The sequence below is a fragment of the Streptomyces sp. NPDC051211 genome (assembly GCF_040689505.1).
Lineage (GTDB): Bacteria > Actinomycetota > Actinomycetes > Streptomycetales > Streptomycetaceae > Streptomyces.
In genome coordinates, this window is sequence record NZ_JBFBAV010000031.1 from 46,104 (window position 1) to 67,018 (window position 20,915).

Genomic DNA, 20,915 nt, shown 5'->3' on the forward strand with positions numbered 1-20,915 from the left:
CCACAGTCATGTCCCTCGACCACCGGCTCACCCCCGAGCACGAGGAACTCCGCCGCACGGTGGAGGAGTTCGCCCACGACGTCGTCGCGCCGAAGATCGGCGACTTCTACGAGCGGCACGAGTTCCCCTACGAGATCGTCCGCGAGATGGGCCGGATGGGCCTGTTCGGCCTGCCGTTCCCCGAGGAGTACGGCGGCATGGGCGGTGACTACCTCGCCCTCGGCATCGCGCTGGAGGAGCTGGCCCGGGTCGACTCCTCGGTGGCCATCACCCTGGAGGCGGGGGTCTCGCTCGGCGCGATGCCGATCTACCGGTTCGGCAACGAGGAGCAGAAGCGGGAGTGGCTGCCGAAGATGTGCTCCGGCGAGGTGCTGGGCGCGTTCGGCCTGACCGAGCCGGGCGCCGGCAGTGACGCGGGCGGCACCCGCACCACCGCGGTCCGCGACGGCGACGAGTGGGTCATCAACGGCTCCAAGTGCTTCATCACCAACTCCGGTACGGACATCACCGGTCTGGTCACCGTCACCGCGGTCACCGGCCGCAAGGAGGACGGCCGTCCGGAGATCTCCTCCATCATCGTGCCGTCCGGGACCCCCGGGTTCACGGTGGCGGCCCCCTACTCCAAGGTCGGCTGGAACGCCTCGGACACCCGCGAACTGTCCTTCGACGGCGTCCGGGTCCCGCTCGCCAACCTGGTGGGCGAGGAGGGCCGCGGCTACGCCCAGTTCCTGCGGATCCTCGACGAGGGCCGGATCGCGATCGCCGCGCTGGCCACCGGGCTGGCCCAGGGCTGTGTGGACGAGTCGGTGAAGTACGCGAAGGAGCGCAGCGCGTTCGGGCGGCCGATCGGCGACAACCAGGCCATCCAGTTCAAGCTGGCGGACATGGAGATGCGGGCGCACATGGCCCGGATCGGCTGGCGTGACGCGGCCTCCCGGCTGGTGGCCGGCGAGCCGTTCAAGAAGGAGGCTGCGATCGCGAAGCTGTACTCCTCGACGGTGGCCGTGGACAACGCCCGCGAGGCCACGCAGATCCACGGCGGGTACGGGTTCATGAACGAGTACCCGGTGGCCCGGATGTGGCGGGACTCCAAGATCCTTGAGATCGGCGAGGGCACCAGCGAGGTACAGCGCATGCTGATCGCCCGCGAGCTGGGGTTCTCCGGCTGAGGCAGGCCTGACAGCGGGGCAGGTCTGACTGCGAGGCAGCTCTGACCGGCCGTCTGCCGCCGAGCCATGGGGGACTACTTAGGGCCCCCTTACCCATCGGGACTGAGGTTAGGCTAACCTCAGTCCCGATGCGGTCTTGAGGCCGCTCGGCACGCACGTACGCACGAAAGCAGACACCGCCATGCCCAAGTCCCGCGCCGCCCTCGTCACCCGCCGCGGCGTGCTCGCCGCCGGCAGCGCCCTCTGCCTCGGCGCCGTCCTGGTCGGGTGCGGCTCGGGCGGATCCTCGGGCGAGGGCGGGGCCTGGTCCTTCACGGACGACCGCAAGCAGACCGCCAACGCCAAGGGCACCCCCAGGAACATCGTCGCCTTCACCGGCACCGCAGCCGCCCTCCACGACTTCGGCGTCGAGGTCAAGGGCGTGTTCGGTCCGACCAAGACCGCCGACGGCAAGCCCGACGTCCAGGCCGGCTCGCTCGACGTCAACAAGGTCGAGATCATCGGCAACACCTACGGCGAGTTCAACATCGAGAAGTACGCGGCCCTCAAGCCCGACCTGCTCGTCTCCAACGTGTGGGAGAAGGACGTCCTCTGGTACGTGCCGGAGGAGTCCAAGGACAAGATCGCCAAGGTGGCTCCGAGCGTCGGCCTGTTCGCCGGCCCCGACACCACCATGCCGAAGGCCATCGCCCGCAACGCCGAGCTCGCCGAGTCGCTGGGCGCCGATCTGAAGACCGGGAAGACCACCGACGCCAAGGCCCGCTTCGAGAAGGCCGCCGAGCGGGTGCGCCAGGCCGCCAAGGCCAACCCGGGCATCAAGGTCCTGATCGGCTCCGGCTCCGCCGAGCAGTTCTACGTCTCGCTCCCGGACAAGTCCGCGGACACCCGGTACTTCAAGGAGCTCGGCGTCGAGTTCGTCGAGCCGAAGAACCCCGACGCGGCCGGCTTCTTCGAGCCGCTGTCCTGGGAGAACGCCGGCAAGTACCAGGCCGACCTGATCATCATGGACAACCGCTCCGGCATGCTGCAGGACAAGGAGCTGCGCGCGTCCAAGCCCACCTGGGCGGGCCTGCCCGCGGTCAAGGCCGGCCAGGTCGCCCCGCGCGTCACCGAGCCGATCTTCTCCTACGACGCCTGCGCGAAGGTCCTCGACGGCCTCGCCGCCGCCCTCGAGAAGGCCAAGAAGGTCAGCTGATGACCGACACGGGCGAGGCTGCCGAGGCTGTCGAGGCTTTGGCTGTCGAGGCCGCCGGAGAGTCCGGCGCACCGGCCGTGGCCCCCTTCCGGTTCTTCGCCCTCGACGTGCTCCGCACCCGCCGCCTCGGGCACTCCTTCCTGCGGGTCACCTTCGGCGGCGAGTCCCTCGCGGACTTCCGCTCGGGCGGCTTCGACCAGAGCCTCTCGCTCTTCCTGCCGCCCGCGCACCGGGACCACACCGTCCTCCCCGACACCGGTGAGGACACCTGGTTCGCGGCCTGGCGGGGCATGCCGGACGGGGAACGGCCGGTGATGCGCTCGTACACGGTGCGCGGCCGGCGCCGCACCGCCGCGGGCGTGGACGAGGTCGACATCGACTTCGTCCTGCACGGGGATGCCTCCCCGGCCTCGTACTGGGCGGGACGGGCGGTGACCGGCCGCCGGATCCTCGCCATCGGTCCGGCGGTCGCCGAGAACAAGTCGGTCCGCTTCCGGCCGCCGACCGGTACGGACGCGATCTGGATGTACGCCGACGAGACCGCGCTGCCCGCCGCCGCGGCGATCCTGGAGGCCCTGCCCGCGGACCTGCCCGTCGCGGCCTTCCTCGAGGTGCCGCACGCCGACGACCGGATCGCACTCGCCGCCCCGGCGGACGCCCGCATCACCTGGATCGTCCGGGACGGCGCAGGACCGGAGCGCACCGAGCAGGTCCTCGGCGTTCTGCGGCCGGCCGCGCTCCCCGAGGCGAAAGCCCCGTACGCGTGGATCGCTGGCGAGGCGGGCACCGTCCGAGCGGTCCGCCGCCACCTGGTGCAGGAACGCTCCCTCGACCGGCGCGCGGTGCGGTTCACCGGCTACTGGCGGCTCGGCAGCAGCGAGGAGCAGCTGCTGGCCGAGGCGTACGCCGGGCAGGCTCCCGGCGAGGAACCCGAAGCGGCTCTGTAGCCGCCGGGACGGACACCCACCGGCCTCCGGGCGCGCGCCGATACGGTCCCTCGGCGCGCGCCCGGACCCCTCGTCAGGGCGGGGGATGTCGTCTCGTTACGACCAGGGGACGTCCGGGGCCCGGAAGTAGCCGATGTCCTGGGCGTCCAGGCGGGGGCCGTGGGCGGCCAGCCGCCGGCTGTACCCGGTCCAGTCCAGCGCGGACGCCGGGGACCAGCCGAGTTCCGCCAGGCTCAGCACCCGCGGGAAGGCCATGAGTTCCAGTTCGGCCCGGGTGGCGATGGTCTCGGTCCACAGCGGGGCCTCCACCCCCAGCACCGCGGATTCCGGCACACCGGCGAGATGGGTGCCCGGGTCCCAGGTGTAGGAGCGCTTCACCGGGACGTATCCGGCCCAGGCCAGGCCGAGCGCGGTGTCCTTGTCGTACTTCATGTCCAGGTACGCGCGGTCGGCCGGGGAGAGGATCAGCGGGTGGCCCGCCTTCGCGGCCGCCGCCACCCGGCCCCGCTCGGCCGCCGGGGTCCCGTCGTGGCCCCACCACTGGAGCACCGCGCCCGGCGCCGGCGTGGCGGCCGCCAGCTGGTGCCAGGCGACCACCGTCTTGCCCTGGTCGGCCACCGCCTGCTGGGCCCGCTCCATGAAGGCCGCGTAGTCCGCCGCGGGCGTGGCGTGCGCTTCGTCGCCGCCGATGTGCAGGTACCGGCCCGGAGTCAGGTCGGCGAGCTCGCGCAGGACGTCCTCGACGAACTCGTAGGTGATCTCCTTGGAGACGCACAGGGAGCTGAAGCCGACCTTGGTGCCGGTGTACCGCTGGGGCGCCTTGCCGTTGCAGTTCAGTTCCGCGTAGGAGGCGAGGGCGGCGTTGGTGTGGCCGGGCATGTCGATCTCCGGGACCACCTCCACGTACCGCTCGGCCGCGTACCGGACGAGCTCGCGGTAGTCGTCCTTGGACCAGTGGCCGCCGGGGCCGCCGCCGACCCCGCCCACTCCGCCGTACTCGGCGAGCCGCGGCCAGGAGTCGATGTCCAGCCGCCAGCCCTGGTCGTCGGTCAGGTGCACGTGCAGCTTGTTGATCTTGTACTGGGCGAGCTGGTCGACGTACCGCTTCACCTGCGGGACCGTGAAGTAGTGCCGGGCGATGTCGATCATCGCCCCGCGGTACCGGAACCGCGGGGAGTCCTCGACCGTGCCGCCGGGGATCTCCCCCGCGCCGGTGGCCGGCACCAGCTGGCGCAGGGTCTGGCCCGCGTAGAAGAGGCCGGCCGGGGTCCGGGCGGTCAGCGTCACGGCCGATGCGGTGGACTCCAGGCGGTACCCCTCCTCCTTCAGCTCCGCCGCGGACTCGTCCAGCCGCAGCAGGATGCCGTCGCCGGCGCCGCCGTCGACCACCGGCAGCGGCAGCCCGCTGGGGCCGCGCAGCTGCTCGGCGAGCCGCTCGCCGATCTGCCGCACCTCCTCGGTTCCGGCGCCGGTACGGATCACCGTGCCCGCAGCGAGGAAGTAGCCGCGGCCGCCGGGGCGTGCGGCGGCGGGGGCGGGCAGGATCCGCTCGTACGGAGGAAGGTCCGCGGCGCGGAGGAGGTCGCCGGGTTTCCCGTCGTCGGCGCGGCCGGCCTCCGTGCAGGAGACCGCCGCCGTGAGGATCAGCAGGACACCGAGTGTGCGCAGGACCCGTCTCATGCGCCTAGGTATAGGCCAACTCCCTTGTACTGTCCGGTGCAAGAATCGACGGATGGCAGAAATCATCCAAAAGGACGGCACGTGGACCTTCGACGGGGACGCGGTGCGCATCGTGCCGGGCCGCGACAAGGGGACCGGGCTGCTGCGGCAGACGCTCGGCGAGGTGACCGTGCCGCTGCAGGCGCTGGCGGGCATCAGTTACGAGCCCGGCCGCAAGGCGGGCCGGCTGCGGCTACGGCTCCGGGACGGCGCCGATCCGCTGCTCCAGGTGACGGCCGGGCGGCTGCCCGAGGGGTCCGACCCGTACCGGCTGGCGGTGGAGCCGGACCGGTCCGGGGTCGCCGAGTACTTCGTGGACGAGGTGCGCAACGCGCTGCTGCTGGACCAGGTCGACCCCGGGCCGGCCTCCGGGTACCTGATGCCGGGCCCGGCCGTGCCGATCACGGTGGGGGCGGGTGACGGGACGGTCTCCTTCGACGGGGACCGGGTGTCCCTGGAGTGGAACTGGAAGACGGAGGAGGCCAAGGCCTCGGGCGGCCCCCGCTCCTTCCGGGTGGCGGATGTCCGGGCGGTGGAGTGGTACCCGGCGGGCGGACTGGACAACGGCTGGCTCCGCTTCACCGTGGCCGGGAGCACGGCCAAGGCTCCCGCGCCCAAGTACGACCCGCACACGGTGGAGCTCTTCGGCTTCAAGAAGGACCCGCTGATGGCGCTGGTCGGGGCCGCCGTACTGGTCCGGATGCCGCACCCGGCCGCCCCCCGGGAGACCGGCGTGGATCCGGCTCCGGCCGGGGCGGCCGCGTCGGCCGCTCCGGCCCTGGACGGGCGGCCCGCCCCGGCCTCCCTGCCGCAGCAGGCCGGCGAGGATCACGACGCCCTGCTGCGGCGGCTGCGCGAGCTGGGCGAGCTGCACCAGTCCGGGATCCTCACGGCCGAGGAGTTCGCGGCGACCAAGGCGGCGGTGCTCCGGCGCTTCTAAGCGCTTCCAGGCGCTTCCAGGCGCTTTCCAGGCGCGTCTCTCGACCTTTCCAGGCCGCGACAGGTCTGGACCTTTGAGATCCTGCCCGATATCGGGCAGGATCTTTGCGTTCCGCTGCCCGACCCGTCAGTATCTACGGGTGCTCGACCGCCGCCCGTCGCATGACGACCTCATCGACCACCTGGTGCGCAGCACCGCGCTGCAGCGCGGTGAAGCCGCCCGGGTGGTACTCGACGTGCTGGCGTACTTCGACGAGACGACCGAGGAATTCGTCCGCCGGCGCCACCGCGAGCTCCAGTCCGGTGGCGCGGTGAACACGGAGATCTTCGAGCGGATCGCGGCCGAACTGCCGCACCGCGCCGTGGCACCCCCGGAGCTCTCGCTCCGGCAGCTGCGCCGCATCGTCTACGGCTGAACCGGGCACACCACCGAACCTTCAGGAGGGGTAGAACCATATGTGCGGAATCGTCGGATACATCGGTAAGCGTGACGTCGCGCCGCTGCTGCTGGAAGGCCTGCAGCGGCTGGAGTACCGCGGATACGACTCCGCCGGAATCGTCGTCAACACCCCGAAGTCCGGCGCGCTGAAGATGGTCAAGGCCAAGGGCCGGGTCCGGGATCTGGAGGCGCGCGTACCGAAGCGGTTCGCCGGCACCACCGGCATCGCCCACACCCGCTGGGCCACCCACGGCGCCCCGAGCGACATCAACTCGCACCCGCACCTCGACCCGGAGAACAAGGTCGCGGTCGTCCACAACGGCATCGTCGACAACGCCTCCGAGCTGCGCGCCAAGCTGGAGGCCGACGGCGTGGTCTTCGCGTCGGAGACCGACACCGAGGTCATCACCCACCTGATCGCCCGCTCCCAGGCCGCCACCCTGGAGGAGAAGGTCCGCGAGGCGCTCAAGGTGATCGAGGGCACCTACGGCATCGCCGTCATGCACGCCGAGTTCGCCGACCGCATCGTGGTCGCCCGCAACGGCTCCCCCGTGGTCCTGGGCATCGGCGAGAAGGAGATGTTCGTCGCCTCCGACGTCGCCGCCCTGATCACCCACACCCGCCAGGTCGTCACCCTCGACGACGGCGAGATGGCCACCCTCAAGGCCGACGAGTTCCGCACCTACACCACGAGCGGCACGACGACCACCGCCACGCCCGAGACCGTGGAGTGGGAGGCCGCCTCCTACGACATGGGCGGCCACGACACCTACATGCACAAGGAGATCTCCGAGCAGCCCGACGCGGTCGACCGCGTGCTGCGCGGCCGGATCGACGACCGCTTCAACACCGTGCACCTGGGCGGCCTGAACCTGGACCCGCGCGAGGCGCGCGGCATCCGCCGGGTCAAGATCCTGGGCTGCGGCACCTCCTACCACGCGGGCCTCATCGGCGCCGGCCTCATCGAGGGCATGGCCCGGATCCCCGCCGACGCCGAGCCGGCCTCGGAGTTCCGCTACCGCAACCCGGTGGTGGACCCCGACACCCTGTACATCGCGGTCTCCCAGTCCGGTGAGACGTACGACGTGCTGGCGGCGGTGCAGGAGCTCAAGCGCAAGGGCGCGCGGGTCCTCGGTGTGGTCAACGTGGTCGGCTCGGCGATCGCCCGCGAGGCCGACGGCGGCGTGTACGTGCACGCCGGCCCGGAGGTCTGCGTGGTCTCCACCAAGTGCTTCACCAACACGGTGGTGGCCTTCGCGCTGCTCGCGGTGCACCTCGGCCGGATCCGCGACCTGTCGGTCACCGACGGCAAGCGGATCATCGAGGGCCTGCGGAAGCTGCCCGCGCAGATCCAGGAGATCCTCGCGCAGGAGGAGGACATCAAGAAGCTGGCGGCCGAATACGCGGACGCCAAGTCGATGATGTTCATCGGCCGGGTGCGCGGCTACCCGGTGGCCCTGGAGGCCTCCCTCAAGCTGAAGGAGATCTCCTACATCCACGCCGAGGCCTACCCGGCCTCCGAGCTCAAGCACGGCCCCCTCGCCCTGATCGAGCCCTCGCTGCCGACCGTCGCGATCGTCCCGGACGACGACCTGCTGGAGAAGAACCGCGCGGCGCTGGAGGAGATCAAGGCCCGCAGCGGCCGGATCCTGGCGGTGGCCCACCGCGAGCAGGAGAAGGCGGACCACACGATCGTGGTGCCGAAGAACGAGGACGAGCTGGACCCGATCCTGATGGGCATCCCGCTCCAGCTGCTGGCGTACCACACGGCCCTGGCCCTGGGCCGCGACATCGACAAGCCGCGCAACCTGGCCAAGTCCGTCACGGTCGAATAGCCCTCCCGGCGGGCCCGGCCCCGCTCGCGGGCCCGGACAGAACACAGCCCCCCGTGCGTATCGCGCACGGGGGGCTGTGGCGTACTGCCGGACAGGACGTCAGCTCGCGGCGACCGCGCCGCGGCGCGATTTGCCCAGGGCCATGGGCCAGTTGGCCAGGGCGGCGGTGGCGCCGTACCAGGCGAGCAGGCCGGAGACGGCGGCGACCCAGCCGCCCGCCTTGGCGAGGCCGCCGCTGTCCGCGAACGCGCCTATCGCCAGGAGGAGCAGGGAAAGGGTCAGCAGGGCGTACACGCCCTGGCCGAAGAGGCCGCTCGCGGCGGCGACCGTGAGGCTCAGCGCGAGCAGCGCGAAGAGCACCAGAAACGTTCCGGCGGCTTCGTCGGAGACCGAGGCTCCGGCGCCCTTGGCCCAGGTGAACCAGAAGATGCCGAGGCCCGCGAAGGCCGTGCCGTTGAATCCGTTGCCGCCGCGGTACTCGAGGAGTCCGAGGAGGAAGAGGGCGGCGCCGCCGACGTACATGGCGAGGAGGACGGAGTTGGCCGCGGAAACACCGTCGATCACACCGGTGTGGCCGATTCCGAAGGCGAGAAGGGTGAGACCCAGAGCCAGATGCCCCAGGGTCGAGGTGGTGGCCGTGCTTCCCGCAGAGACGTCGTTGTCCACGGCGGGGCTCCCTTCGATCTGCAGTTGTGCTGCTACCCAGCGAGTTTTATGTACCCTTCACAAGGGGTCACAACCGCACAATGCGCAGTCAAGCCGTCACAGAGCGATTACGGAATGACAACGACGGGCCGCTGCGCGCGCTTGGCCAGCCGGCCGGCCACGGAGCCGAAGATGCGCCCCACGATCCCGTGCGTGGAACCCACCACGATCGCGTCGGCCGAGTACTCCCGGCCGACCTCCTCGAGTTCGTGGCAGATGTCCCCGCCCCGCTCGACCAGGATCCACGGCACCTCGGCCAGGTAGTCGGCGCAGGCCAGTTCCAGACCCAGCACTTCGGTGCGGTGGTCGGGCACGTCGACGAAGACCGGCGGCTCGCAGCCGGCCCACACGGTGGTGGGGAGACGGTTGGCCACATGCACGATGATCAGACCGGAGCCGGAGCGGCGGGCCATCCCGATCGCGTACGCGAGGGCCCGTTCACTGGAGGTGGAGCCGTCGAATCCCACCACGACGCCGTGCCGGAAGGCCGGATCGCAGGGGTGGGGGCGGGTGTCTTCCGCAGGGCGCGGGTCTGCCGACGCGGCGTCGGCGACGCGCTTGCGCTTGCGGTCCGCGGGTTCGGGGAATTCGTGACCGGCCATGAATGTCTCGGCGTTTGGATCCTCGGGAATCAACGGGCGGATTGGCGACGCTGGGTGACGGAGCTCTGTCCGGGAAGCATGTTCCCAAGCCCTTACCCACCAGGGTACGGCGACACTCCTGTCCTGCACAGGGCTTGCCGCCCTTGGAGAGCGTCCCAGGGAGCATGCCGGAGCGGGCCCTCCTTGGCAATGGCGGATGCCCCCTACAGCCAGTGACGAGCCACCCGTGCGCGCAGTGACCGAGCCCGGGGGCGGGGCGTTGGACAAGAGTCCGACGCCGAAGGAAGAGCCCGCAGGGAGTACTGCCGTGTCAGGCCAACCGGTTCACCCCGTCCAGCCCGTCCAGCCGGCCCAGCCCGCCCGCGAGGACCCCGCGGGAGAGGTGGTGCGCTGGGCGGCCTTCAGCTGTCTGCTCGTACCGGTGGTCCTCGTCGTCTACGGGACCTCGTTCGGCGGGGCGGCGGTGGCGACCCTCGGACTGGCCGCCGTCACGGCGGCGTGCCGGGTGATGCTGCGCCACGCGGAGAAGAACGAGCGGGCGGCGGCACGGGTGCCGGCGGAATCGCCGGCGCCGTCCGCGCACCGCGGCCGGCACTCGCGGACGGGAGCGGGCGCGCACCGCGGCTGTCATGCTGCGGGCGGGATCTCCCCCCAGGACTGACCGGTTCGCACACCCGCGCCCGCATGTTTTCAGCCAACTTCGCATGTGGGCGCATCTCTTGCCGGAATGTCCCCCCGCCCCCCTCACCATCAGCGAAGACTGACTGCGGGGGGCGTGGAGACCCTATGGGTACTGGCCACGGGCGGACGCCGATCTTCCCCCCAAGGTCGCGGAGTGGAACGCTTCCTGATCGAATGCTTTTCGCCAAGTTGCCAAGTCGACATAGCGCTGCGTGCTGAACTTGTCACGCCGACACCACGGAACGCAGTAGATTCGATCATGTATTTACGGCGGGGGACACGTGCAAGGCCGAGGGGAAACGTGCAGGTGCGACCAGACCAAGGAGTCGCGACACCCAAGGGGGGCTTAGCGCCATGAGCCAGGACTCCACCGCCGTCGTCACGGACGCCGGCCGGAAGCTCGCGGGGCGCCGCCGCAGGGAAATCGTCGCGGTGCTGCTCTTCAGCGGCGGTCCGATCTTCGAGAGTTCCATTCCACTCTCCGTGTTCGGCATTGACCGGCAGGACGCGGGAGTACCACGCTATCGACTGCTCGTGTGCGCCGGGGAGGACGGTCCGCTGCGGACCACCGGCGGACTCGAACTGACCGCGCCATACGGGTTGGAGGCGATCGCCCGGGCAGGCACGGTCGTCGTCCCGGCCTGGCGGTCCATCACTTCACCACCACCTCCGGAGGCGCTCGACGCTCTGCGTCTGGCGCACGAGGAGGGAGCCCGGATCGTCGGACTGTGCACGGGAGCCTTCGTGCTCGCCGCCGCCGGTCTGCTGGACGGCCGGCCCGCGACGACGCACTGGATGTACGCGCCGACGCTGGCCAAGCGGTACCCGTCCGTCCATGTCGATCCGCGCGAGCTGTTCGTCGACGACGGCGATGTGCTGACGTCCGCGGGCACCGCGGCCGGAATCGACCTGTGCCTCCACATCGTGCGCACGGACCACGGCAGTGAGGCGGCCGGGGCACTGGCCCGTCGGCTGGTCGTACCGCCGCGGCGCACCGGCGGCCAGGAGCGCTATCTCGACCGGTCGCTGCCGGAGGAGATCGGCGCGGACCCGCTGGCCGAGGTCGTGGCCTGGGCACTGGAGCACCTCCACGAGCAGTTCGACGTGGAGACGCTCGCCGCCCGGGCGTACATGAGCCGTCGTACGTTCGACCGCCGGTTCCGGTCGCTGACCGGCAGCGCGCCGCTGCAGTGGCTGATCACCCAGCGGGTGCTTCAGGCCCAGCGGCTGCTGGAGACCTCCGACTACTCGGTCGACGAGGTCGCCGGACGCTGCGGGTTCCGCTCGCCGGTCGCGCTGCGCGGGCACTTCCGGCGGCAGCTGGGGTCCTCCCCGGCGGCCTACCGGTCGGCCTACCGGGCTCGCCGGCCGCAGGCCGACGTCCCGCCGGTGAGCCAGCTCTCCGACGGTCCGGTTCCGCACCAGCGCACTCCGCAGCCCCAGCGGGCGGCGGCGGCTCTGGCGGCCACCGGTCCTTCGGTGACCGAGCTGTACTCCCCGGGCCGGGCCCTGCGCGAGCACGCGTAGCCCCGCACGGGCCCCGTGCGCCCAAGGTCCCCGGATCGGTCCACAACCGATCCGGGGACCTTCCGCATAAGGTGAGACACATGAACGATCGCATGGTGTGGATCGACTGCGAGATGACCGGGCTCTCGCTGACGGACGACGCACTTATCGAGGTGGCCGCACTGGTCACCGACTCGGAGCTCAACGTGCTCGGCGAAGGCGTGGACATTGTGATCCGCCCGCCGGACGCGGCCCTGGAAACCATGCCCGACGTGGTGCGCGAGATGCACACCGCTTCCGGCCTGCTCGACGAGCTGGCCGCGGGCACCACCCTCGCGGATGCCGAGGAACAGGTCCTCGCGTACGTACGCCAGCACGTCAAGGAGCCCGGCAAGGCGCCGTTGTGCGGAAACTCGGTCGGTACCGACCGCGGTTTCCTGCTGCGGGACATGCCGACGCTGGAGGACTACCTGCACTACCGGATCGTGGACGTCTCCTCGATCAAGGAGCTGGCGCGCCGCTGGTACCCGCGCGCCTACTTCAACAGCCCTCCCAAGAACGGCAACCACCGCGCGCTGGCGGACATCAAGGAGTCCATCGCGGAGCTGCGCTACTACCGCGAGGCGGTCTTCGTGCCGCAGCCCGGACCCGACTCGGACACCGCTCGGACCATCGCCGCGAAGTACGTCCTGCCCGCCGAGTAGGGCTCGCGGAGCAGCACCGGAGCGAGGGAGCCGATAAGGGGGGAGCGAGCACCCTCCCGGACCCTGTACCCTTTTCTTCGGCCGGTCGGAATTCCGACCGGGCATGGTGGGTGTAGCTCAGTTGGTAGAGCACCTGGTTGTGGTCCAGGTGGCCGCGGGTTCGAGTCCCGTCACTCACCCTGTATGAGGGCCCCGGTCCGCGCAAGCGGACCGGGGCCCTCTGCGTTGGGCCACAGCCGCCGTGCACGGGCGGGGAAGGACGAATGCATTCATGAGCACGCAGTCGCGGTCGCGCATCTCGGTGTACGCCATAGCCGAACGGGAGGGCCGGCTGCTGCTCGCCCGGCTTTCCGAGGACTCTCCGGTGTTCGAGCCCGGCGCCTGGCACCTGCCGGGCGGGGGCATCGATTCCGGGGAGCAGCCGCTCGAGGCGCTGAAGCGCGAACTCCACGAGGAGACCGGACTGACCCTGCTCGACGCCCGCCTCCTGGACGCCCGCTCCTATCGGGCCCACCGCAACGGCATCGACTGGGACCTGGTCGCGCTGTTCTATTCCGTCGAGCTCGGCGACGGGCTCGCGCAGGTCGTGGAGGCGAACGGTTCGACCGACGCGGCGGCCTGGGTCCCGCTGGCCGACCTGGACGGCGTCGAGCTGTCCCCGCCCACGGCCGACGCGGTGGCGCTCATCCGGTGAACTCGGCGGCATGGTCCTCGGCCCAGGTCTCGAAGGACCGGGCCCGGTGGCCGGTGAGCCGCTCGATGTCGTCGGTGAGCTCCACGGGCAGTCCGTCGGTGGCCGCCCAGTAGTCGAGGAGCGCGTCCGCGTAGGGGCCGGGCACGTACGCGGCGACCTCCGCCTTCCACTGCTCGCGGGTGACGGTCTCGACGGGTATGGGGCGCTCCAGAACCCTCCCGAGGACGGCCAGCTGGGTGGCGAAGCTCATCGACTGCGGCCCGGTGAGGGTGTAGGCACGGCCGGCCGCGGCGGGGTCGGTGAGGACGGCGAAGGCGGATTCGGCGAGGTCGGCCTCATGGACGGGGTCGCTGTGGACGCCCGGATAGGGCAGCCGCACCGGGGCTCCGGACTTCAGCGCCCAGGCCCAGCCGCGGGCATTGCTCGCGAAGGAGCCGGGCCGCAACAGGGTGGTGCGCAGCGGGGAGGCGAGCAGCGCCTGCTCGACCCGGAGATGGGCTGCGGACAGGGCGCTGTCGGCGGCGTCCGCGGCGAGCACCGAGGAGGAGGAGAGGAGCACCACGTGCTCGACTCCCGCGGTCACGGCCTCCTTGACGAACGCGTCCACGGCGGCGGCCTCGGCGTACAGGAAGACGGACCGGATGCCGTCGAGGGCGGCCGGGAAGGTGGCCGGGTCGGTGAGGTCGCAGTGGATGGTGCCGGGAGCGGTATCGGGGCCGGCGGGGGCGCGGGAGGCGAGCCGGTAGGGAAGCCGCTGCTCGTCCAGCAGGGCGGTGAGGCCCCGGGCGACGGCGCCTCGGCCGCCGGTGACGAGGATCGTCATGTCTGTTCCTTCGGTCGGTGCACCACCTATAAGATAGAAGCGTGGCACAGATTCTGCGCGACGCATTCTCTGCGCCACACAGATAAATTTGGAACACGGAGAAGCCGATGTCAACGGATATCCCTCTTTCGAGTGAGCGTTCGAGCGGGTGGAGCCGCGCCGAGCTGCTGGCGCGGATCGTCACCGAGAGCCAGCGGCACTACGCCGACTACTCCCTCTTCAACCAGGCGATGGCGGACCACGTCGGCCTGCACCCCACCGACATGCAGTGCATCGCCCTGCTCGACATGGAGCCCGGCCCGGTCAGCACCGGCGACATCGCCCGCCTCACCGGCCTGACCTCGGGCTCCGCCACCCGGCTCGTCGACCGCCTGGCCAAGGCCGGGATCGTGGAACGGCGCACCGACCCGCAGGACCGCCGCCGCTCCCTGGTCGCCCTCGCCCCCGAGGCCAGGGCCCGGATCGGCGAAGCCTGGGAGACCCCGGGACGCGCCTTCGGCGCCGTCCTGGAGGGCTACTCCGACGCCGAACTCGCCGTCATCGCCGACTACCTGCACCGCGCGGCAGAGGTGGGCCGGGCCCAGGCCCGGCGCCTCAACGAGGCCTGACCTTCCGAACGGCCGGTTCCGCCGCTACCGTCCCGCGGTACGGGCAACCACGCGCGCCGGAGAAACGGGAGGGTCGGCGGGCGGATGGAGGCTGTCCGTGTCCGTTTCCCGGCCGACCCACCGGCCCGGCTTCCGCGGGGTGTTCGCACTCGGCGGGCCCGCCCTTCCCCTCTACGCGTTCCTCGCCCGGCTCCCCGCCGCCCTCTCCCCCATCGGAACGCTCCTGCTGATCAACGAGCGCGACGGCATCGGCGACGCCGGAGCGGTCGCCGGGGCGCTCTGGCTCGGCCAGGCCCTCGGCGGCCCGGTCATCGGCCGGCTCGCCGACCGGCGCGGCCACCGGCCGGTCCTGCTGGCCGCCTGCGCCGCCCATGCACTGGTGCTGCTCACCCTGGTCGGGGCCGTCCTGACCGGGGCCCCGCTGGCCGCCCGGATGGTGCTCGCCGTCGCCGCCGGCCTCACCGTGCCGCAGGTCGGGCCCCTGTCACGGACCCGCTGGGCGGCCCTCGGCAAGGGGAACCCGGAGCTCACCGGAGCCGCGCTCTCCTTCGACACCACCCTCGACGAGATCGGCTTCATGGTGGGCCCGGCCCTCGCCGGCCTGCTCGCGCTGACCGTGCACCCCGCCTCGGCCCTGCTGCTGGCGGCCGCGCTGATCCTGGTCTTCGGCACGCTGTTCGCCGTACATCCCACCGCGCCCGGTCCGACGACGGCCGGCGGAGTACGTCCGGACGTACGGCTGTGGTCACCGGGGCCGGCCCTGCTGTTCGCCATGGCCGTCCTGCAGGGCGCGGCCTGGAGCGGGGCCAACACTGGGGTCAACGCCCTGGCCGAGGAGTCCGGTTCACCCGGTACGGCCGGACTGGTGTGGTCGGCGATGGCCGTGACCAGCTCGATCGCGGGCCTGCTGACGGTGGCCCGGCCGGGCAGCGCCGATCCGACCACCCGGCTGCGCCGCACCGTCCTCGCCCAGGCGGTGCTCACCCTGCCGCTGCTCGCCGTGTCCGGCCCGGCCGGGGCGGCGCTCGCCGTGGCCGGGATCGGACTGGCGGTGGCCCCGCACCTGATCGCCCTCTTCGCGCTGGTCGAACGGGTCGCACCGGCCGAGCGGCTGGGCGAGGCGATGACCGTACTGGGCAGCGGCCTGATCGTCGGGCAGGCGGTGGCGGCGGCCGTGGCCGGCCCGCTGGCCGCCGCCCACGGGCACCGGGCCGCGTTCGCGGTGTCCTGCGCGGCGGTCACCGCGTCCGCGCTGCTCGCTCTGGCCGCGGCCGGCCGGGGCCGCTTCCGCCCGCCGGCTGCCGGCCACCCGGCTCCGGACGGCCCCACCCGGCCCGCGCCGGCCACGGCGCCCGCGACGCCCGCGGCGCCCGCGGCCGTCAACGACCCTCGTCAGTGGCCGCCCCACGAGCCGGACCCCTCGGCACCCTGAAGGTGGAAGTTGAAATCGGTGTGCCCTAGGGTGCCCATCAGCCGGAGCCACAGCGGCAGCACCATCTCCACACCGCGGGCCGTCTCGATGCCGCCCAGGTCGAGGACGGCGCTCTCCGCCCAGCCGAAGGAGTTCAGCAGCTCGCGCACCGACTTCTTGGCATCCGCATCGTCCCCGGACAGGAACACGTGGTGCTCCCCGGCCACCCGGCCGGGATCGACCATCACCGCGCAGTTCATGGTGTTCAGCGTCTTGACCACCCGCAGCCCGGGAAAGGTGCGCTGGATCAGCTCGCCGAGGCTGTCCCGGTCCACCGGGTCCAGCCCGGGCGGGAACCCGCGGGAGAAGTCCAGCGGGTTGGCCACGTCGATGAGCAGCTTGCCGTCCAGGTGCCCGGCGTCCGCGCCGGTCAGTGCGGCGATGCTGACCTGCCCGGCGGTGGCGTTGACCAGCACCTCGCCGTCCCGGGCGGCCTCGGCGAAGGCGGCGAGCCGGATCCCGGGGTGGCCGGCCTGCCAGGCGGCGTAGGGCGGGGTGCCCATGGGGCCCGCTCCGGTCCGGGCCAGGGTGGTGGCGGGATCACGGGTGCCGACCACCACCTCGTGGCCGAGGCCGGAAAGCCGGCCGGCCAGCGTCCGGCCGACGATTCCGGTGCCGAGTACTGCGTAGCGCATCGGGGTTCGCCCCTTCGTGGAATGGCGGTGGGCCGTGCGGCCCGCCCCACCACCATGGCCCACGGGCCCCCGGTGGACGGGCCGGTTCAGCCGTGCGGGATGTTCTTCAAGGCCGAGAGGCCCTTCTCCAGGTCCGCCCGGTCCATCACCGGCTGGACCTCGACCTCGGCGTTGAGCTCGAAGAACAGCGGTTCCAGCAGGGGCGGCAGAGAGGAGCTGTCGGTCAGGTCGCAGACGATGAAGCAGGACCGCACCCCTTCGGAAAGTCCGAAATAGGCCGCCTCCGGCTTGAGTTTGTCCATCAGTTCGCCCATCACCTTGGGCAGGTTGCCGCTCTTGAGGGAGGCGTTGCCGGCGGCCGTGTCGATGTGGGCGCGGATCATGACTCTCATGGGTGGTGACTCCTTTTCCGTCCCGTCCACCGTCGGGTGGGACGGCGGGGGCGGCAACCCGCCCCGCCGCCGTCCGGGCAGCCGGCCACCCGGACGGCTCTCAGCCGAGGATCCCCACGTCGTAGAAGAACTGGTAGCGCGAAGGGTCGTCCGGGAGGAACCAGTGGAAGCCCTCCTCGAAGAACACCGCCACCACGTTCACCGCGATGACCAGCCCCAGGAACCACAGCGCGAACGTCCCCACCGCCCGGTGCACCCCGGTGTGCGGAACCACCCGGTCCGCCGTCGAGTGCGCGAAGGCCATCACGATGCCGATCGCCACCACGGAGGCCTGGAAGAGGATCCACGCCCAGACGTACAGGTGCAGGCCGAAGACCTCGCTGCCGTAGCCCTCGTCGCCCGGCAGGACGTGCAGCATGGTCTGCCGCCAGGAGGCGAAGGAGCCGGCGAGGACGGCGACCAGGGACAGACCCCAGCCCATCATGTAGTCCCGGCCGTCGAGCACCCCGGTGGTCTGCGCCTTCCTGATGACGGACCCTGCGCCGATCGCGGCCAGCAGCATGAACATGCGCTGGACGATGCAGAGCGGGCACGGGTACTCCCAGAACCCGAACTGGTAGAACAGGCCGCCGCACACGACCGCGGTCCAGCCGATGGTGAAGAAGCAGGCGAACCAGTACTGGACCCGGCCGAGCAGGCCGCCCTCCGCCGGGGCCTCCGGCAGGCTGATGTCGACGGTGGCCACGGGTCAGTAGCTCAGGTTCAGGGCCAGGCTGCTGGTGATGTGATGGGACATCAGCAGGATCACGGCGAGCAGCACGACCCACCAGGCGGCGAGCACGATCCGCCGGGGCGCCTGCCGGTACATCGCGATCAGGGCGGCCAGGAGGCCGCCGAAGATGAGGGTGTCCATGCTCCGGACGGTACCGATTTCGGGGCATATACCCCGCCAGGCGCGCCTTCCGCGTCGTTCAGCTGCGCCGTTTACGCCGGCCCGGCCGCCCGCGCCGGACCCGGCCGGCCACGCCCTCGCCGCGGGCCCTGCCGTCCAGGCCGATCCACACCCGCACCTCCGTACCCCCCAGCACCGAACGCCCCAGCCGCAGGTCGCCGCCCGTGGACTCGGCGACCCGCCGCACGATGTCCAGCCCCAGACCGGTCGACCCGGTGGTACCCCCGTCGTTGCCCCGGCGCAGCGCCGCGTCCGGGTCCGCGATGCCCGGACCCGCGTCCGAGACCAGCACGATCACCGCGTCACCCGCATCGTGCACGTCCACCGCGAACGGGGTGCCCTCCGGGGTGTGCCGGAAGACGTTGCCCAGCATCGCGTCCAGCGCGGCCGTCAACTCCGGCCGGGCCACCGGGATCCGCACCGGCCGGTCGACCCCGGCGAGCCGCACCTCCCGGCCCTCGTCCTCGGCCAGCGCCGACCAGAACGCCATCCGCTCCCGGATCACCTCGGAGGCGTCGCAGCCCGCGCCCGGACCGGGCGCGCCCCCGGCCGCACCGGCCGCCGGCCGCTGCTCCCGGGCGGTCCGGATGATGGTGTCCACCTCGCGCTCCAGCTGTTCCACCGCCGCCCGGGTCTGCTCGGCCGCCGGGCCGTCGCCGAGGGAGGCCGCGTTGAGCCGGAGCACGGTCAGCGGGGTGCGCAGCCGGTGCGAGAGGTCGGCGGCCAGCTCCCGCTCGTTGGCGAGCAGCTCGACCACCTGGTCGGCCATGGAGTTGAACGCCACCGCCGCCGAGTGCAGTTCCTTCGGCCCGTCCTCCGGGACCCGGGCGGCCAGCTTGCCCTCGCCGAGCTGCTGGGCCGCGTCCGCGAGCCGCTTCGCCGGGCCGATCATGCGGGCGCCGAGCCGGTCCGCGACCGCCACCGAGCCCACGACCAGGGCGATGCCGACCCCGGCGAGGACCAGCCAGGCCGTGGTGACCCCGTTGCTGACCTCGCTCTCCGGGACGTGGATCTCGACCACGGCGATGTCCCCGGAGCCGATGGCGGTGGGCTGCAGCAGGGCGGAGCCGCCGCCCGCCACCTTGGCAGTGCGGGCCGAGCCCTCCTGCCGGGTCCGCTCCACCGCCTGGAAGCCCGCCCACCCGGGCTCGCCGATGGTGACGGCGGCGGCGCCGTCCACCGCGGGCACGTGGACGGCCATCCGGCGGACCGCCCCCATGTCGGTGCTCTCCACGGCCCGGCGCAGCTGCTGCCCGTCGGTGGTGATGGACAGGGTCGGCCCAATGGTGGCGGCCTGCCGTTCGGCGTTGGAGAAGGCCCGGTCGCGGGCCATCTCCTGGACGACGAGCCCCAGCGGCACGGCGAAGGCCACGACCACCATGACCGTCACCGCGAGACACACCTTCACCAGGGCGAGTCTCACCGCTTGTGGCTCGCTCCGCCGCGGCAGCGGCTGATGTCAACGCCGGCCCCGCGGCGCACCGGTGCGGCCATCGTTGTCGTCTGCGGCCCGGCGGCCGCGTGTCCGCCGCTCACTGCGGCGGCTCCAGCTTCACCCCGACACCCCTGAGCGTGTGCAGATAGCGCGGGTTCGCGGCGGTCTCTCCCAGTTTGCGGCGCAGCCAGGAGAGATGGACGTCGATGGTCTGGTCGTCGCCGTACGACTGCTGCCACACCTCGGCGAGCAGCTCCCGGCGGGCCACCACCACGCCCGGCCGCCCGGCCAGGAAGGCCAGCAGGTCGAACTCCCGCCGGGTCAGGTCCAGCACGGTCCCGTCCAGCTCGGCCTGCCGGCGCAGCGGGTCGATGGCGAGCCCGCCGACCCGCAGCACCCGGGAGGGCGGCTCGGCCCCGGCGGCCGACCGGGCGCGGCGCAGGACGGCGGCCATCCGGGCGGACAGGTGCTCCACGGAGAAAGGTTTCGTGAGGTAGTCGTCGGCGCCGTCGTTGAGCAGCCGGACGATCTCGGCCTCGTCGTCCCGGGCGGTCGCGATGATCACGGGTACGTCGGTGATGCCGCGCAGCATCTTCAGCGCCTCGGAACCGTCCAGGTCGGGCAGTCCCAGGTCGAGGATCACCACGTCGAAGCGGAAGTGCGCGACCTCCCGCAGGGCTTCCAGAGCCGTCCCGACGCTCCGCACGGTGTGGGAGGCGTCGGTCAGGTGCCGGATCAGAGCGGAACGTACGAACTGGTCGTCCTCGACCACGAGCACACTTGCCATGGCCCGCACCGTACGCCATTCGGGGGACCCCACGGGGTGGCGGGCCGACTCTGGGACGGGTGGTGCAGTATGTGCCCTGATGCAACGAGGACTTGTCCACGCACTCGCCTGGACGCTGGCGACCGGGGCAGCGGTGACGCTGTCGTGGTGGGGCGTGCACACGGTCATGTCCGGTACGGCCTACGACCGGCCGAAGGCGATTCCGCTGGCCGCCGGGGCACTGTCCTCCTCGACCGCGCAGGCGCAGCCGCCGGCCCCGCCGGAGCCCTCCGCCTCCCCCACCCCGTCGGCCGCGCCGTTCTCCGCGCCGGCGCCGGCGCCGTCCGCGAAGCCGCCGAAGAAGTCCCCGACGGCCTCGCCCGGGCAGCGTCCGCCCCGGCAGCCGGACGGGAGGACGACCGGCCCGGACGGCGGTTCCGGCACGGTCAAGGGCTATACGGTGTCCGGCGGCCGGGTGGTCTTCGACCTCGGCGCGTCCTCGGCGGAGCTGGTCTCGGCGACTCCGGCGGGCGGCTGGCAGATGCAGGTGTGGAAGCAGCCGTACTGGATCCGGGTGACCTTCACCAAGGACGACCGTGAGGTGTCGGTGTTCTGCACCTGGAACGACCACCCGCCGATGGTGGAGATCGTCGACCCGTAAGGACCGGTCTGCGGTCGGCGGTCTGGAGTCGGCAGTC

General features: G+C 71.9%; 23 protein-coding genes and 1 tRNA gene. 14 read left to right on the top strand and 10 right to left on the bottom strand.

The window, feature by feature from the left end:
* The first annotated feature begins 8 nt into the window (after window positions 1-8).
* The 3 genes from AB0447_RS25880 to AB0447_RS25890 all read left to right on the top strand — a co-directional run bounded on the left by AB0447_RS25880 (window position 9) and on the right by AB0447_RS25890 (window position 3,311).
* Window positions 9-1,169, top strand: a complete 1,161-nt coding sequence (locus AB0447_RS25880; protein WP_366479154.1) for an acyl-CoA dehydrogenase family protein — start codon at window positions 9-11, stop codon at window positions 1,167-1,169.
* Between the two features lie 181 nt (window positions 1,170-1,350).
* On the top strand, window positions 1,351-2,364 hold the full coding sequence (locus tag AB0447_RS25885) for an ABC transporter substrate-binding protein (RefSeq protein ID WP_366479155.1): 1,014 nt from the start codon (window positions 1,351-1,353) through the stop codon (window positions 2,362-2,364).
* Window positions 2,364-3,311, top strand: a complete 948-nt coding sequence (locus AB0447_RS25890) for a siderophore-interacting protein (RefSeq protein WP_366479156.1) — start codon at window positions 2,364-2,366, stop codon at window positions 3,309-3,311. Before AB0447_RS25885 ends, AB0447_RS25890 begins: the two co-directional genes overlap by 1 nt.
* Window positions 3,312-3,407: 96 nt before the next feature.
* Here AB0447_RS25890 and AB0447_RS25895 read toward each other — a convergent pair whose 3' ends face one another.
* Entirely contained in the window at window positions 3,408-4,991 is a 1,584-nt protein-coding gene (locus AB0447_RS25895; RefSeq protein WP_366479157.1) for a beta-N-acetylhexosaminidase, read from the bottom strand.
* A 52-nt stretch (window positions 4,992-5,043) separates the two neighbouring features.
* Here AB0447_RS25895 and AB0447_RS25900 point away from each other — a divergent pair, with 52 nt between their 5' ends.
* The 3 genes from AB0447_RS25900 to glmS all read left to right on the top strand — a co-directional run bounded on the left by AB0447_RS25900 (window position 5,044) and on the right by glmS (window position 8,243).
* Window positions 5,044-5,970, top strand: a complete 927-nt coding sequence (locus tag AB0447_RS25900; RefSeq protein WP_366479158.1) for a DUF4429 domain-containing protein — start codon at window positions 5,044-5,046, stop codon at window positions 5,968-5,970.
* Window positions 5,971-6,109: 139 nt separating this feature from the next.
* Window positions 6,110-6,385, top strand: a complete 276-nt coding sequence (locus tag AB0447_RS25905; protein ID WP_366479159.1) for a hypothetical protein — start codon at window positions 6,110-6,112, stop codon at window positions 6,383-6,385.
* 40 nt (window positions 6,386-6,425) lie between these two features.
* Window positions 6,426-8,243, top strand: a complete 1,818-nt coding sequence (glmS, locus tag AB0447_RS25910) for a glutamine--fructose-6-phosphate transaminase (isomerizing) (RefSeq protein ID WP_366479160.1) — start codon at window positions 6,426-6,428, stop codon at window positions 8,241-8,243.
* Window positions 8,244-8,342: 99 nt separating this feature from the next.
* Here the strand turns inward: glmS and AB0447_RS25915 are convergent, their stop codons facing one another.
* Complete coding sequence (locus AB0447_RS25915; protein ID WP_366479161.1) at window positions 8,343-8,909, bottom strand: acetate uptake transporter; 567 nt, start codon at window positions 8,907-8,909, stop codon at window positions 8,343-8,345.
* Window positions 8,910-9,016: 107 nt separating this feature from the next.
* Window positions 9,017-9,550: a universal stress protein gene (locus AB0447_RS25920; protein WP_366479163.1), complete on the bottom strand. Its 534-nt coding sequence runs from the start codon at window positions 9,548-9,550 to the stop codon at window positions 9,017-9,019.
* Window positions 9,551-9,857: 307 nt separating this feature from the next.
* Here AB0447_RS25920 and AB0447_RS25925 point away from each other — a divergent pair, with 307 nt between their 5' ends.
* The 5 genes from AB0447_RS25925 (at window position 9,858) to AB0447_RS25945 (ending at window position 13,135) form a co-directional block, all read left to right on the top strand.
* On the top strand, window positions 9,858-10,211 hold the full coding sequence (locus AB0447_RS25925) for a hypothetical protein (RefSeq protein ID WP_366479164.1): 354 nt from the start codon (window positions 9,858-9,860) through the stop codon (window positions 10,209-10,211).
* 374 nt (window positions 10,212-10,585) lie between these two features.
* Window positions 10,586-11,758 (top strand): helix-turn-helix domain-containing protein, encoded by a 1,173-nt coding sequence (locus AB0447_RS25930; protein ID WP_366479165.1) that lies wholly within the window; start codon window positions 10,586-10,588, stop codon window positions 11,756-11,758.
* 80 nt (window positions 11,759-11,838) lie between these two features.
* Window positions 11,839-12,441 (top strand): oligoribonuclease, encoded by a 603-nt coding sequence (gene orn, locus AB0447_RS25935; RefSeq protein WP_366479166.1) that lies wholly within the window; start codon window positions 11,839-11,841, stop codon window positions 12,439-12,441.
* 106 nt (window positions 12,442-12,547) lie between these two features.
* Window positions 12,548-12,620 (top strand) — tRNA-His (locus tag AB0447_RS25940).
* Between the two features lie 92 nt (window positions 12,621-12,712).
* Entirely contained in the window at window positions 12,713-13,135 is a 423-nt protein-coding gene (locus tag AB0447_RS25945) for an NUDIX domain-containing protein (RefSeq protein WP_366479167.1), read from the top strand.
* Here the strand turns inward: AB0447_RS25945 and AB0447_RS25950 are convergent.
* Window positions 13,125-13,958 carry an NAD(P)H-binding protein gene (locus AB0447_RS25950; protein ID WP_366479168.1) on the bottom strand — a complete coding sequence of 278 codons (834 nt, stop codon included), beginning with the start codon at window positions 13,956-13,958 and terminating at the stop codon, window positions 13,125-13,127. The genes AB0447_RS25945 and AB0447_RS25950 overlap by 11 nt on opposite strands.
* A 107-nt stretch (window positions 13,959-14,065) precedes the next feature.
* On the opposite strand from AB0447_RS25950, the gene AB0447_RS25955 reads away from it, so the two are divergent.
* Both AB0447_RS25955 and AB0447_RS25960 read left to right on the top strand, forming a co-directional pair.
* Window positions 14,066-14,566 carry a MarR family transcriptional regulator gene (locus AB0447_RS25955; RefSeq protein WP_366479170.1) on the top strand — a complete coding sequence of 167 codons (501 nt, stop codon included), beginning with the start codon at window positions 14,066-14,068 and terminating at the stop codon, window positions 14,564-14,566.
* Between the two features lie 97 nt (window positions 14,567-14,663).
* Entirely contained in the window at window positions 14,664-15,998 is a 1,335-nt protein-coding gene (locus AB0447_RS25960; RefSeq protein WP_366479171.1) for an MFS transporter, read from the top strand.
* Here the strand turns inward: AB0447_RS25960 and AB0447_RS25965 are convergent.
* The 6 genes from AB0447_RS25965 to AB0447_RS25990 form a co-directional block, all read right to left on the bottom strand.
* Window positions 15,959-16,672: an NAD(P)-binding domain-containing protein gene (locus AB0447_RS25965; protein WP_366479172.1), complete on the bottom strand. Its 714-nt coding sequence runs from the start codon at window positions 16,670-16,672 to the stop codon at window positions 15,959-15,961. The two genes, AB0447_RS25960 and AB0447_RS25965, sit on opposite strands and share 40 nt — an antisense overlap.
* An 86-nt stretch (window positions 16,673-16,758) precedes the next feature.
* A complete protein-coding gene (locus tag AB0447_RS25970) occupies window positions 16,759-17,064 on the bottom strand; it encodes a hypothetical protein (RefSeq protein ID WP_366479173.1) in 306 nt (101 codons plus the stop codon).
* A 100-nt stretch (window positions 17,065-17,164) separates the two neighbouring features.
* Complete coding sequence (locus AB0447_RS25975) at window positions 17,165-17,809, bottom strand: disulfide bond formation protein B (RefSeq protein WP_366479174.1); 645 nt, start codon at window positions 17,807-17,809, stop codon at window positions 17,165-17,167.
* A 3-nt stretch (window positions 17,810-17,812) separates the two neighbouring features.
* Window positions 17,813-17,977: a DUF5993 family protein gene (locus AB0447_RS25980; RefSeq protein ID WP_366479175.1), complete on the bottom strand. Its 165-nt coding sequence runs from the start codon at window positions 17,975-17,977 to the stop codon at window positions 17,813-17,815.
* 58 nt (window positions 17,978-18,035) lie between these two features.
* Window positions 18,036-19,439 carry a HAMP domain-containing sensor histidine kinase gene (locus AB0447_RS25985; protein WP_366479176.1) on the bottom strand — a complete coding sequence of 468 codons (1,404 nt, stop codon included), beginning with the start codon at window positions 19,437-19,439 and terminating at the stop codon, window positions 18,036-18,038.
* Window positions 19,440-19,548: 109 nt separating this feature from the next.
* On the bottom strand, window positions 19,549-20,238 hold the full coding sequence (locus AB0447_RS25990) for a response regulator transcription factor (RefSeq protein ID WP_366479178.1): 690 nt from the start codon (window positions 20,236-20,238) through the stop codon (window positions 19,549-19,551).
* Between the two features lie 79 nt (window positions 20,239-20,317).
* Here AB0447_RS25990 and AB0447_RS25995 point away from each other — a divergent pair, with 79 nt between their 5' ends.
* On the top strand, window positions 20,318-20,878 hold the full coding sequence (locus AB0447_RS25995; protein ID WP_366479179.1) for a hypothetical protein: 561 nt from the start codon (window positions 20,318-20,320) through the stop codon (window positions 20,876-20,878).
* Window positions 20,879-20,915 lie beyond the last annotated feature (37 nt).

Coding starts and splice junctions, on each gene's coding strand:
- AB0447_RS25880 (WP_366479154.1), top strand. CDS start 9: ATGTCCCTCGACCACCGGCTCACCCCCGAGCACGAGGAACTCCGCCGC.
- AB0447_RS25885 (WP_366479155.1), top strand. CDS start 1,351: ATGCCCAAGTCCCGCGCCGCCCTCGTCACCCGCCGCGGCGTGCTCGCC.
- AB0447_RS25890 (WP_366479156.1), top strand. CDS start 2,364: ATGACCGACACGGGCGAGGCTGCCGAGGCTGTCGAGGCTTTGGCTGTC.
- AB0447_RS25895 (WP_366479157.1), bottom strand. CDS start 4,991: ATGAGACGGGTCCTGCGCACACTCGGTGTCCTGCTGATCCTCACGGCG.
- AB0447_RS25900 (WP_366479158.1), top strand. CDS start 5,044: ATGGCAGAAATCATCCAAAAGGACGGCACGTGGACCTTCGACGGGGAC.
- glmS (WP_366479160.1), top strand. CDS start 6,426: ATGTGCGGAATCGTCGGATACATCGGTAAGCGTGACGTCGCGCCGCTG.
- AB0447_RS25920 (WP_366479163.1), bottom strand. CDS start 9,550: ATGGCCGGTCACGAATTCCCCGAACCCGCGGACCGCAAGCGCAAGCGC.
- AB0447_RS25930 (WP_366479165.1), top strand. CDS start 10,586: ATGAGCCAGGACTCCACCGCCGTCGTCACGGACGCCGGCCGGAAGCTC.
- orn (WP_366479166.1), top strand. CDS start 11,839: ATGAACGATCGCATGGTGTGGATCGACTGCGAGATGACCGGGCTCTCG.
- AB0447_RS25945 (WP_366479167.1), top strand. CDS start 12,713: ATGAGCACGCAGTCGCGGTCGCGCATCTCGGTGTACGCCATAGCCGAA.
- AB0447_RS25950 (WP_366479168.1), bottom strand. CDS start 13,958: ATGACGATCCTCGTCACCGGCGGCCGAGGCGCCGTCGCCCGGGGCCTC.
- AB0447_RS25955 (WP_366479170.1), top strand. CDS start 14,066: ATGTCAACGGATATCCCTCTTTCGAGTGAGCGTTCGAGCGGGTGGAGC.
- AB0447_RS25965 (WP_366479172.1), bottom strand. CDS start 16,672: ATGCGCTACGCAGTACTCGGCACCGGAATCGTCGGCCGGACGCTGGCC.
- AB0447_RS25970 (WP_366479173.1), bottom strand. CDS start 17,064: ATGAGAGTCATGATCCGCGCCCACATCGACACGGCCGCCGGCAACGCC.
- AB0447_RS25980 (WP_366479175.1), bottom strand. CDS start 17,977: ATGGACACCCTCATCTTCGGCGGCCTCCTGGCCGCCCTGATCGCGATG.
- AB0447_RS25990 (WP_366479178.1), bottom strand. CDS start 20,238: ATGGCAAGTGTGCTCGTGGTCGAGGACGACCAGTTCGTACGTTCCGCT.
- AB0447_RS25995 (WP_366479179.1), top strand. CDS start 20,318: ATGCAACGAGGACTTGTCCACGCACTCGCCTGGACGCTGGCGACCGGG.